General features: G+C 66.4%; 12 protein-coding genes. 8 read left to right on the plus strand and 4 right to left on the minus strand.

Features of this window, described 5'->3' with window-relative positions; genetic code table 11:
• Positions 1 to 6 precede the first annotated feature (6 nt).
• Complete coding sequence (locus tag G6N59_RS27540) at positions 7 to 582, minus strand: DUF3558 domain-containing protein (protein WP_138230092.1); 576 nt, start codon at positions 580 to 582, stop codon at positions 7 to 9.
• Between the two features lie 158 nt (positions 583 to 740).
• On the opposite strand from G6N59_RS27540, the gene G6N59_RS27545 reads away from it, so the two are divergent.
• From G6N59_RS27545 to truB, 3 genes are all read left to right on the plus strand, one after another.
• Positions 741 to 1682 carry an ACP phosphodiesterase PptH gene (locus tag G6N59_RS27545; RefSeq protein ID WP_179970246.1) on the plus strand — a complete coding sequence of 314 codons (942 nt, stop codon included), beginning with the start codon at positions 741 to 743 and terminating at the stop codon, positions 1680 to 1682.
• 64 nt (positions 1683 to 1746) lie between these two features.
• Positions 1747 to 2412, plus strand: coding sequence for a 4'-phosphopantetheinyl transferase PptT (pptT, locus tag G6N59_RS27550; protein ID WP_138230094.1), 666 nt, complete (start codon positions 1747 to 1749; stop codon positions 2410 to 2412).
• Positions 2409 to 3335 carry a tRNA pseudouridine(55) synthase TruB gene (truB, locus tag G6N59_RS27555; protein ID WP_138230095.1) on the plus strand — a complete coding sequence of 309 codons (927 nt, stop codon included), beginning with the start codon at positions 2409 to 2411 and terminating at the stop codon, positions 3333 to 3335. The genes pptT and truB overlap by 4 nt, the downstream gene beginning before the upstream one ends.
• A gap of 3 nt (positions 3336 to 3338) precedes the next feature.
• On the opposite strand, the gene G6N59_RS27560 is transcribed toward truB, so the two are convergent.
• Positions 3339 to 4271 (minus strand): aldo/keto reductase, encoded by a 933-nt coding sequence (locus G6N59_RS27560; RefSeq protein ID WP_138230096.1) that lies wholly within the window; start codon positions 4269 to 4271, stop codon positions 3339 to 3341.
• A 93-nt stretch (positions 4272 to 4364) separates the two neighbouring features.
• Here G6N59_RS27560 and G6N59_RS27565 point away from each other — a divergent pair, with 93 nt between their 5' ends.
• Positions 4365 to 4916, plus strand: a complete 552-nt coding sequence (locus G6N59_RS27565; RefSeq protein ID WP_138230097.1) for a TetR/AcrR family transcriptional regulator — start codon at positions 4365 to 4367, stop codon at positions 4914 to 4916.
• 4 nt (positions 4917 to 4920) lie between these two features.
• Here the strand turns inward: G6N59_RS27565 and mntR are convergent, their stop codons facing one another.
• Positions 4921 to 5640, minus strand: a complete 720-nt coding sequence (gene mntR / locus G6N59_RS27570; RefSeq protein WP_138230098.1) for a manganese-binding transcriptional regulator MntR — start codon at positions 5638 to 5640, stop codon at positions 4921 to 4923.
• Positions 5641 to 5720: 80 nt separating this feature from the next.
• Here mntR and G6N59_RS27575 point away from each other — a divergent pair, with 80 nt between their 5' ends.
• The 4 genes from G6N59_RS27575 to G6N59_RS27590 all read left to right on the plus strand — a co-directional run bounded on the left by G6N59_RS27575 (position 5721) and on the right by G6N59_RS27590 (position 11094).
• Positions 5721 to 6695: a bifunctional riboflavin kinase/FAD synthetase gene (locus G6N59_RS27575; protein WP_138230099.1), complete on the plus strand. Its 975-nt coding sequence runs from the start codon at positions 5721 to 5723 to the stop codon at positions 6693 to 6695.
• Positions 6696 to 6785: 90 nt separating this feature from the next.
• A complete protein-coding gene (gene rpsO, locus G6N59_RS27580; RefSeq protein WP_071285213.1) occupies positions 6786 to 7055 on the plus strand; it encodes a 30S ribosomal protein S15 in 270 nt (89 codons plus the stop codon).
• 420 nt (positions 7056 to 7475) lie between these two features.
• Positions 7476 to 9764, plus strand: coding sequence for a polyribonucleotide nucleotidyltransferase (locus G6N59_RS27585; protein WP_138230100.1), 2289 nt, complete (start codon positions 7476 to 7478; stop codon positions 9762 to 9764).
• Positions 9742 to 11094, plus strand: coding sequence for a M16 family metallopeptidase (locus G6N59_RS27590; RefSeq protein WP_234884185.1), 1353 nt, complete (start codon positions 9742 to 9744; stop codon positions 11092 to 11094). The genes G6N59_RS27585 and G6N59_RS27590 overlap by 23 nt, the downstream gene beginning before the upstream one ends.
• Before the next feature lie 56 nt (positions 11095 to 11150).
• Here the strand turns inward: G6N59_RS27590 and G6N59_RS27595 are convergent, their stop codons facing one another.
• Complete coding sequence (locus G6N59_RS27595; RefSeq protein WP_138230101.1) at positions 11151 to 11708, minus strand: DUF4334 domain-containing protein; 558 nt, start codon at positions 11706 to 11708, stop codon at positions 11151 to 11153.
• Positions 11709 to 11753 lie beyond the last annotated feature (45 nt).

The raw sequence follows: 11753 nt of genomic DNA on the forward strand, positions 1-11753 counted from the left end.
CGGAAATCAGAACTTGTAGAACGGCACGAGCTGGTTGGCGCGCTGCAGGTTGGTCTGCAGGCAGTCCGGCCGGTCCGGCGACTCGATCGGCGAGTAGAAGAGCGACTGGTTGAGCAGGCCGTAGCTGGTTTTGAAGGTGATCATGCAGGTCACCCACCAGCGGTCATTCCAGTCGGTCGGCTTCATGATCCAGTACTGGGCGGCGCGGTGTCCGCCGATGGTGAGCTCGACGGCGTCGGCGGGCAGCGTCTGCTCGTAGGTGCGCCAGACGATGGGTTCGACAGCCATCTGGTAGTTGCCGGCGTCGTAGTGGCAGCGCAGGCCGTCTTCATGGTCGGGCGGGGTGAAGCCCAGGCCCATCCCGTTGATGGCATCGAGCGGGATCTGATCGCACGGATCGAACGGGCTGGGGTTTGTGGTGGCGATGATCGGTGACTTGATGGTGCTGCTCAGCGGGGCAGAGGTGGAGCGCAGGTCCACGGCGTTGCCGCCGGTCGGTGTCACGGGGTTGGTCTGTGCGACCACCACGCCTGCTGTCACGAGCGCACACAGCGCCGAAAACAGACGCAGTTTCCTGGCCATCGCTGCCATGACACCCCTTAACTCGAGCAATACTGCGGGGAGTCTACAAGTCGCCTGCGTCACACCGGACAGGATGGGAGAACCTGTTCTAGTTTCTCCCGCTGCGCGGGACGGATAGCAGGACAGAGCGGCTAGGCGCCCAAGTACCCTGGATTGTTGTGTCGAGCCAGCCGACCCTATGGGCAATCAGTGACCTGCACATTGGGCACACCGGAAACAAGCCGGTCACCGAGTCGCTGCACCCGGCCTCGCCTGACGACTGGCTGATCGTCGCCGGCGACGTCGCCGAGCGCACCGACGACATCCGGTGGTCCCTGGACCTGCTGCGCAAGCGCTTCGCCAAGGTCATCTGGGTGCCGGGCAACCACGAACTGTGGACCACCAACAAGGACCCGATGCAGATTTTCGGGAAGGCTCGCTACGACTATCTGGTCGACATGTGCGACCAGATGGGCATCGTGACCCCGGAGCATCCGTTTCCGGTGTGGACCGGCCCGGGCGGCGCGGCCACGATCGTGCCGATGTTCCTGCTGTACGACTACAGCTTCCTGCCCGCGGGCACGGCGACCAAGGCCGAGGGCCTGGCGCTGGCCAAGGAGCGCAATGTGGTCGGCACCGACGAGTTCCTGCTCTCGAGTGAGCCGTACGCGACGCGGGATGCGTGGTGCCGGGACCGGCTGAACATCACGCGCAAAAAACTCGACGACCTGGACTGGATGGAGTCGACGGTCTTGGTCAACCACTTCCCGCTGGTCCGAGAACCCTGCGACGCCATGTTCTACCCGGAGTTCTCGTTGTGGTGCGGCACCACCGCGACGAAAGACTGGCACACCCGCTACAACGCCATCTGCTCGGTGTACGGCCACCTGCACATCCCGCGCACCACCTGGTACGACGGCGTGCGCTTCGAAGAAGTCTCCGTCGGCTACCCGCGAGAGTGGCGGCGCCGCAAGCCTTATCGATGGATGCGCCAAATCTTGCCGGACCCCCAGTACCAGCCCGGCTACCTCAACGACTTCGGTGGCCACTTCCAGATCACCCAGGAGATGCGGGAGCACGCGCAGAAGATGCAGGACCGAATCAATTCGAGGCGGCTGTGATGAGCGCTTGCGCGAAGAAGCGAGGAGCTGTGATGAGCGCTTGCGCGAAGAATCGAGGATCGCTGTGAGCGATGCGCTCCTGACGCAGGTGCTGCCCGACGTGGTGGCCACTGCCGAGACGTATTCGGACCCGGGCGATCTCGTGCCGCTGCCGGAGGAAGAGCCGTTGATCGCCCGCTCGGTGGCCAAGCGGCGCAACGAGTTCATCACCGTCCGGCACTGCGCCCGCCAGGCTTTGGGTCAACTCGGCCTAGGCCCGGTGCCGATCCTCAAGGGGGACAAGGGCGAACCGTGCTGGCCCGACGGCATCGTCGGCAGCCTCACGCACTGCGAGGGTTTCCGGGGCGCGGTGGTGGCGCGGACTGAGCAGGTGCGCTCGGTCGGTATCGACGCCGAGCCGCACGGCGTGCTCCCCAAGGGGGTGCTCGGCGCCATCGCGTTGCCGGCCGAGCAGAGCGTCATCGGGACACTGGACGGCGATCTGCACTGGGACCGAATCCTGTTCTGCGCCAAGGAAGCGACGTACAAGGCGTGGTTCCCCCTGACGCACCGATGGCTGGGTTTTGAGGATGCGCATATCACCTTCGAGCTGGATGCCACGGGGAGTTCGGGCACGTTCCTGTCCCGCATCCTGATCGACCCGGCAGCCGAGTCCGGCCCGCCGCTGACCGAACTGCCGGGGCGCTTCACTGTGTCGAACGGACTTGTCCTGACGGCGATCTCGCTGTGAAGGCATCGAAGCCGGCCCCACCACCTGCGCACGCGAGGAGCAATCCAGCACCCGGCCTGGTGATCGTCGACAAGCCCGCCGGTATGACGAGCCACGACGTCGTCGGCCGGTGCCGGCGGCTGTTCGGCACCCGCAAGGTCGGGCATGCCGGCACGCTGGACCCCATGGCGACGGGCGTGCTGGTGGTCGGCATCGAGCGCGCCACCAAGATTCTGGGGTTGCTGACCGCCACCGACAAGACGTACATCGCGACGATCCGGCTCGGTCAGACCACATCGACCGAGGACGCCGAAGGTGAAGTGCTGCAGACAGTTTCGGCCGCGCACGTGGCCGATGAACAGATCGAGCACGCGGTCGCGGCGCTGCGCGGCGAGATCGACCAGGTGCCGTCGGCGGTCAGTGCCATCAAGGTAGACGGCGAGCGGGCCTACAAGTTGGTGCGCGAGGGCAAGGCGCCGGAACTGGCGGCCCGCCGGGTGCGGATCGATCGGTTCACGGTCGATGCCACCAGACGAGTCGACGACTTCATCGACGTCGACGTCACCGTCGACTGCTCGTCGGGTACCTACATCCGGGCGCTGGCCCGCGATGTCGGCGCTGCCCTCGGAGTCGGTGGGCACCTGACGATGTTGCGGCGCACCAAGGTTGGGCGCTACGGGCTGGACGAGGCGCGCACGTTGGAGCAGTTGGCCGACGCCGCCGAGCTGAGCTACACGTTGGACGCAGCCTGCTTGCTGGGGTTTCCGCGCCGCGACCTGACCGACGCCGAAACCGAGGACACGCGCCACGGCCGGGCGCTGGCCCCGGCCGGTATCGACGGGACCTACGCGGCGACGGCTCCCGATGGGCAGGTGATCGCGCTGCTGGAGGACGGGTCCGAGCGCACGCGATCGGTTGTGGTGCTCCGGCCGGCGACGCTCTGAAGGTCAGTCGCCTTCGGCCAGAAACGGTTCCGCGCGGTGTGGTGGGGCCGCCGGGGCACCGGCCGCGTCCAGGAGGCTGAGGGCCTCGGCGTCGAGCCGGATCGAACCGGCCGCGGCGTTGTCCTCCAGATGCGCGACCGATCGGGTACCGGCGATCAGCAGGGTGTTCGGGGCGTGCGGCAGTAACCAGGCCAGGCCGACCTGGGCGGGCGTGGCGCCGATTCGCTCAGCCACTGTTCGTACCGAGGGGTCGTCGGCGACACTGGGGAATCCGGGGAACGCCGAGCCGAGCGGAAAGAACGGCACCCAGGCGATGCCCTCTTCGACGCACAGGCGCAAGGTGTCCTCCTGCGCCCGGTCGAGCACGCTGTAGGCGTTCTGGACGCAGGTGATGCCCGCCGGTAGTGCGTGGCGAACCGTCTCGACCGGCACCGCGCTCAGGCCGATTGCGCCGATCTTGCCCTCGTCGCGCAGCGCGATCATCTCCGCCAGTTGATCATCGACGTCGACGATCTGATCACCCTCGGTCTGAACGCCAGGTGTCAGATCCAATCGACGCAAGTTGACCACCGGAATCTGTTCCAAACCAAGCTGATTCAGGTCCATTTCGACCGCAGCCCGCAATTCGGCGGGTTTCTGCGCGGCCGCCAGCGGCACCGGTCCGTCCGGCACGTGTACCGCACCGACCTTGCTGACGATGACCAGGTCGTCGCGGTACGGGCGGAGCGCTTGCCGGATCAGGGCATTCACCGTTCCGCCGCCGTAGAACGACGCGGTGTCGATGTGGTTGATGCCGAGCTCGACCGAACGGTGCAGCAGCGCCACCGCGGCATCAGGGGAGCCGGCATCGTGCAGCTGCATGGCTCCGTAGCCGATCCGGGCCACCGGGCGGCCACCGATCGAACCGAGGCCGCCAGGGTGTGTCGTATCGGTCATCGTCGCTCCTCAGCTGTGATTTTCTGCGATACTCGAGTGATTCGGAGGAACCTCCGGTTAGTTCAACGTAACAGAAACGGAGGAACCTCCGCTATGGCTGACGGTATCCGCGCCGATGCCCGCCGCAACCGGGAACGGATCCTGGAAGTGGCGGCGCTCGCCTTCGGCGCGGCTGACAGTCCGGTGTCGCTGGAGGGCATCGCACGTGATGCCGGCGTCGGTATCGGCACGTTGTACCGGCATTTCCCGAGCCGTGAAGCGCTGGTCGAGGCGGTATACCGCGCCGAACTGGTCGAGGTGGCCGCTACGGCCGAGGAGCTGGTACGTACCCATCCGCCGGTGGAGGCGCTGCGGCTGTGGATGGACCGCTACGCGAAGTTCGTGGCCGCCAAGCGGGGCATGGCCGAGTCACTGACGGCGATATTCGATTCGGGTGTGGTTACGGCGGGCGACACCCGTGCGGGCGTGGTTGGAGCGGTCGGAACCCTGCTGGCTGCCGGCGCCGCCGATGGCACCCTGCGCGCCGACGTGCCGGCGGACGACGTCGTCACCGGGCTGCTCGGCATCATGGTCGCGAGCGCGTCACCCGAGCAGTGTGGGCGGATGTTCGACTTGCTGCTGGCCGGACTGGTGACCACCCGCTGACCAACTACGCGACGACCCAGATCGCTTCTGCCGCAGGGTTTCCCAGGTCGACGGTGGTGGCGTCGGCGTCCACGTCGGCCGCCGCGTCCGCAGCCGTCACGGCCACCGAGATCATCCCCGCGAAGTCGCGCCGGGCGACCACGCGCAGGTGTGAATCGAGCGTGATTCCCACGCTGTCGAAGTACCGCAGCATCTCGGGGTCGTGATCGGAGATGCGGGCCACCGTGCCGGCGTCCCCGTCCGAGCACGCGGATAACTGCCGGGCGGGGGGAGTCGGAACCTGGCCGTCGGCCGCGGGAATCGGATCGCCGTGCGGGTCCCGGGTCGGGAAGCCGAGCTTGGCGTCGATGCGGTCCAGCATGCGATCCGACACCGCGTGCTCCAGGATTTCGGCTTCGTCGTGCACCTCGTCCCAGCCGTAGCCGAGCTCGCGCACCAGGAACGTCTCCATCAACCGGTGCCGGCGCACCATGGCCAGCGCCGCGCTGCGCCCGATGTCGGTCAGCGTCACCGCGCCGTACTTCTCGTGGTGTACCAGACCCTGATCGGCCAGCTTGCGGATCGATTCGGAGGCCGTGGACGCCGATACGCCGATGCGTTCAGCCAGCATTTTCGTACTGACTTTCTCGCGGGACCACTCCTGCGCGGTCCAGATGACTTTGAGGTAGTCCTGGGCAACCGGGGATAGGTCCGGCGGGTTGCCGGCGTCATCTGCAGGACTCACAGCACAAAGTTTAGGCAATGGTCACCTGATTCGGGGATCTCACGGTGCCTGCCGTAGCGGCGCGCCGTAGGCTTGCGATCGTGCAACGCTGGCGTGGGCAGGACGAGATCCCCACGGACTGGGGCCGATGTGTCGTCACCATCGGGGTGTTCGACGGCGTACATCGTGGACATGCGGAGTTGATCAGCCATGCGGTGAAAGCCGGGCGGTCCCGCGGGGTGCCCACGGTGCTGATGACGTTCGATCCGCATCCGATGGAAGTGGTCCTGCCGGGCAGTCACCCCGCGCAGCTGACGACGCTGACCCGCCGGGCCGAACTGGTCGAGGAACTGGGCGTCGATGTATTCCTCGTCATGCCGTTCACCACGGACTTCATGAAGCTGACCCCCGAGCGCTACGTGCACGAGCTGCTGGTCGAACGCCTGCACGTCCTCGAGGTCGTGGTCGGTGAGAACTTCACCTTCGGCAAGAAGGCCGGCGGCAACGTGCCGCTGCTGCGCAAGGCCGGCGAGCGCTTCGGGTTCGCTGTCGAGGGCATCTCGCTGGTGGCCGAGCATCACCGGGCCGAGACCGTCACGTTCTCTTCCACCTATATCCGGTCCTGCGTGGACGCCGGTGACATGGTGGCCGCGACCGAGGCGCTGGGCCGGCCGCACCGCGTGGAGGGCGTCGTCGTCCGCGGCGACGGCCGCGGCCGCGGGCTGGGCTTCCCGACCGCGAACGTCGCCCCGCCGATGCACTCGGCCATCCCGGCCGACGGCGTCTACGCCGCCTGGTTCACGGTGCTGGGCCACGGACCTTCGGTCGGCACCGTGACACCGGGGGAGCGCTACCAGGCCGCGGTGTCGGTCGGCACCAATCCGACGTTCTCCGGCCGTACCCGCACTGTCGAGGCCTTCGTGCTCGATACCGAGGCCGACCTGTACGGCCAGCACGTGGCGGTGGACTTCGTCTCGCGCATCCGCGGCCAGGAGAAGTTCGATTCGGTGGACGACCTGATCGTGGCCATGGACCGCGATACCGGGCGAGCTCGCACGATTCTGAGCGCACACTAGCTTCCTGTTAGACTGCCCGACGCGCGTGCTGCAGTTCGCGGCGGCCGCGCCCTCGTTGTTCTTCGCGGACCGAATTGATGGAGTTGTTTCGTGGCACTCACCACCGAGCAGAAAAAAGAGATCCTGGGCCAGTACGGCCTGCATGAGACCGACACCGGTTCGCCGGAGGCTCAGGTCGCCATGCTGACCAAGCGCATCTCGGACCTGACCGAGCACCTCAAGCAGCACAAGCACGACCACCACAGCCGTCGCGGACTGCTGCTGCTGGTCGGCCGTCGCCGCCGGCTGCTCAAGTACGTCGCTCAGGTCGACGTCGCGCGCTACCGCTCGCTGATCGAGCGTCTGGGTCTGCGTCGCTGACGCACGTCTGAGAAGAGCCACCGGTCTGCCGCGCAGACCGGTGGTTTTTTCGTTGGAGCACCGACGAGTGTGATGGCTGTGTACGGACTTTCGTGATTTCCCGGGCACCGCCGTCACGACGGCCGATTTGCCGCTCCGATCAGGCAAATCACCCCGGTGTAGCATGTATTTGTTTTGGACCCAGTGTCCGAGACGTCGGAACGACACTGCAGCATCCGCCTGAACCTCGTGGGGCGGTCTTCGGTAGTGGCTGCCGGGGTATGGACCCCGGCCGCTTCGATCGACGGCCGTCAGCAATTAGCGGGATGGTTTTCGGGTTTTCTGGATGCTCGCGTGTGACGATGCGACAGCTGTAACAAAGAGGAACCAGAAATACGGAAACCCGCATAGGGCGGGCCGAGAGAGGTTATTGCGACATCCATGTCTGCAGTTGAAATTGAAGAGGGCGTGTTCGAAACGACCGCCGTCATCGACAACGGGAGCTTCGGCACCCGCACCATCCGCTTCGAGACCGGCCGGCTTGCACGTCAGGCCGCCGGCTCCGTCGTCGCCTACCTGGACGACGAGACCATGCTGCTGAGCGCCACCACCGCCAGCAAGAGCCCCAAAGATCACTTCGACTTCTTCCCGTTGACCATCGACGTCGAAGAGCGCATGTACGCCGCGGGCCGCATTCCCGGCTCGTTCTTCCGCCGCGAGGGCCGGCCCTCCACCGACGCGATCCTGACCTGCCGTCTGATCGACCGGCCGCTGCGCCCGTCGTTCGTCTCCGGCCTGCGCAACGAGATCCAGGTCGTCGTCACCATCCTGAGCCTGGACCCCAAGGATCTGTACGACGTGCTGGCGATCAACGCCGCATCGGCGTCGACCCAGATCTCGGGTCTGCCGTTCTCCGGCCCGGTGGGTGGCGTCCGCGTCGCCCTCATCGAAGGCCAGTGGGTTGCCTTCCCGACCGTCGAGCAGCTGGAGAACGCTGTGTTCGACATGGTCGTCGCCGGTCGTGTGGTCGAAGGCGATGTCGCGATCATGATGGTCGAGGCCGAGGCCACCGACAACGTCATCGACCTGATCGCCGGTGGCGCGGGTGCGCCGACCGAGGCCGTGGTGGCCGAGGGGCTGGAGGCCGCGAAGCCGTTCATCGCCACGCTGTGCAAGGCGCAGCAGGAGCTGCACGACGCCGCCGGTAAGGAGACCGCCGAGTACCCGGTGTTCCCGGACTACGCCGACGACGCCTTCCAGGCGGTCGCCGCTGTGGCTACCGACGCGCTGTCACAGGCGCTGACCATCGCCGGCAAGCAGGAGCGCGAAGAGCGCACCGACGAGATCAAGGTCGAGGTGCTGTCCCGTCTGGCCGAAACCTACGCCGGTCGTGAGAAGGAGATCGGCGCGGCGTTCCGCTCGCTGACCAAGAAGCTGGTGCGCCAGCGCATCCTGACCGACCACTTCCGCATCGACGGCCGTGGCATCACCGACATTCGTGCCCTGTCGGCCGAGGTCGCCGTGATCCCGCGGGCGCACGGCAGCGCGTTGTTCGAGCGCGGCGAGACCCAGATCATGGGTGTCACCACGCTGGACATGGTCAAGATGGCTCAGCAGATCGACTCGCTCGGTCCGGAGACCAGCAAGCGCTACATGCACCACTACAACTTCCCGCCGTACTCGACCGGTGAGACCGGCCGCGTGGGTTCGCCCAAGCGCCGCGAAATCGGCCACGGTGCGCTGGCCGAGCGGGCCCTGATGCCGGTGCTGCCGAGCGTCGAGGAGTTCCCGTACGCCATCCGTCAGGTCTCGGAAGCGTTGGGCTCCAACGGTTCCACCTCGATGGGTTCGGTCTGTGCCTCCACCCTGTCGCTGCTGAACGCCGGTGTGCCGCTGAAGGCCCCCGTCGCCGGTATCGCCATGGGCCTGGTGTCCGACGAGGTCGACGGCGAGACCCGTTACGTCGCGCTGACCGACATCCTGGGCGCTGAAGACGCCTTCGGCGACATGGACTTCAAGGTCGCCGGAACCAAGGAGTTCGTCACCGCGCTGCAGCTGGACACCAAGCTGGACGGCATCCCGTCCAAGGTGCTGGCCGGTGCCCTGGCCCAGGCCAAGGACGCGCGTCTGACCATCCTCGACGTCATGGCCGAGGCCATCGACGAGCCCGATGAGATGAGCCCGTACGCGCCGCGCATCACCACCATCAAGGTGCCGATCGACAAGATCGGTGAGGTGATCGGGCCCAAGGGCAAGGTGATCAACCAGATCACCGAGGAGACCGGTGCGAGCATCTCCATCGAGGATGACGGCACCGTGTTCGTCGGCGCCTCGAACGGCGAGGCGGCGCAGGCGGCGATTGACAAGATCAACGCCATCGCCAACCCGCAGCTGCCCAAGATCGGTGAGCGGTTCCTCGGCACCGTGGTGAAGACGACGGACTTCGGTGCGTTCGTCTCGCTGCTGCCGGGCCGCGACGGTCTGGTGCATATCTCCAAGCTCGGCAAGGGCAAGCGCGTCGCGAAGGTCGAGGACGTCGTGAACGTCGGCGACAAGCTGCGCGTGGAGATCGCGGACATCTCCGCCGACAACCGTGGCAAGGGTCAGAAGATTTCGCTGATCCTGGTTGATGAGGAAGGTGCCGCGGCGGCGGATTCTGATTCCCCCGCCGCCGAAGCTGGATCCGATTCGGGGACTGCACCGGCAGATGCCGCGCCTGCAACCACCTAAATCGACACTGCGTGGCGGCCGGGGTTCTTCAGCGACATCGCTGAAGGCCCCGGCCGCTGTACGCAAGACCAATCTCCCCGGCGGGCTCCGAGTCGTCACCGAACACCTGCCGCACGTGCATTCGGCGTCGGTCGGCGTGTGGGTCAACGTCGGTTCGCGCGACGAAGGCCCCAGTGTGGCCGGGGCGGCGCACTTCCTGGAACACCTGCTGTTCAAGTCGACCCCGACGCGCACCGCTGTCGAGATCGCCCAGTCGATGGACGCCGTCGGCGGTGAGCTGAACGCCTTCACGGCGCGTGAGCACACCTGCTACTACGCGCACGTGCTCGACAGCGATCTCGGGCTGGCCATCGATCTGGTTTCGGACGTCGTGCTCAACGGCCGTTGTGCCGCAGCGGATGTCGAGCTGGAGCGTGACGTGGTGCTCGAAGAGATCGCCATGCGTGACGACGATCCCGAGGACACCCTCGCGGACGTCTTCCTCGGGTCCATGTTCGGTGCGCACCCCGTGGGCCGTCCGGTGATCGGCAGCGTCGAATCGGTCTCGTCGATGACCCGCAACCAGCTGCACTCGTTCCACGTCCGCCGGTACACCCCGGACCGGATGGTGGTCGCGGTCGCCGGGAACGTCGACCACGACGAGGTTGTGTCATTGGTGCGCAGGAATTTTCGGCCGCATCTGGTGCGCGGCCGCAAGCCCGTGCCGCCGCGCAAGGGGGCCGGCCGGGTGCCGGGGACCCCGACGCTGCAGTTCGTCAAACGTGACTCCGAGCAGGCCCACATGTACCTGGGTGTACGCACCCCTGGGCGCAACTGGGAGCACCGGTGGGCGCTGTCGGTGCTCAACACCGCACTCGGCGGCGGGCTGAGTTCCCGTCTGTTCCAACAGATCCGGGAGAACCGCGGTCTGGCGTACTCGGTGTATTCCACGATCGATACCTTCTCCGACGCCGGTGCACTGTCGGTGTACTCGGCGTGCCTGCCGGATCGCTTCGACGAAGTGGCCCGGGTGACCACGGACGTGCTGGAAGACGTTGCGCGCGAAGGCATCACCGCCGACGAGTTGCGCATCGCCAAGGGTTCGATGCGCGGCGGGCTGGTGCTTGGGCTCGAGGATTCCGGTTCCCGGATGCACCGCATCGGGCGCGCCGAGCTGAACTACGGCAACCACAAGTCGATTTCGGAAACCCTTGCCTCGATCGACGCGGTGACCCTCGAAGAGGTCAACGCCGTTGCGCGCGAATTGCTGACGCGCCCCTTCGGCGCGGCGGTATTGGGTCCGCACCGGTCAAAGCGGTCACTGCCGAAGCAGCTGCGCACCCTCGGTTAGCAGTGATTTGTGCACGATAATCCGCGTTCAGCGCGGATTATCGTGCACAAATCACGTCAGTGGCTGAGGCGAAGCGAGTCGTCCCGGCGCAGCACGAAGAAATATGGCTGGGATTCGCCGCGGAGGTCCATGGCGCCCAGGACGGCATCGTCGCTGAGCTTGCGGAACACGTCCATGATCGGGAGCTGGTCGTAAACCATTGTCGCGGTGTCGACTCCGCGGTACCGCGTGGTGCGCAGTCGAGCCTTGGCGGAACGGGCTTGCAGTAGCGGACGCAGCGCGGCAATCGGCTTGGCCACCGGAAGTCGGTGCAGCAGCGGGATTTTGGACGCGAGCCCGACGCCGGAGAACGCCAGCGCCGGATTGAGCGGCCACAGCGACTGGCCCGAGGTGTCCGGGAACAGTAGCGGGTGGACGGTCTCAGCGTCGACGAACTGCTTGCCCCACCAGCCGCTGGCTTCCAGTAGTCCGTCCATGGGGTGTCCGGTGGGTACCTCCGCGCCGTGCCAGGTGCCGATCATGAAGTCCGGTTCGACGGCCGGTGCGGCATCGAAGATCTCGAGGGCTTCGGCGGTCGTGGCCGGCGGCGTGGGCAGCAGTTCCTGCAAGAGCATGACCAAGACAATACTTGACACGTGTCAAGAAACGGTGGCGAACCC

The organism is Mycolicibacterium aubagnense (genome assembly GCF_010730955.1).
In the GTDB taxonomy this organism is placed as follows: domain Bacteria; phylum Actinomycetota; class Actinomycetes; order Mycobacteriales; family Mycobacteriaceae; genus Mycobacterium; species Mycobacterium aubagnense.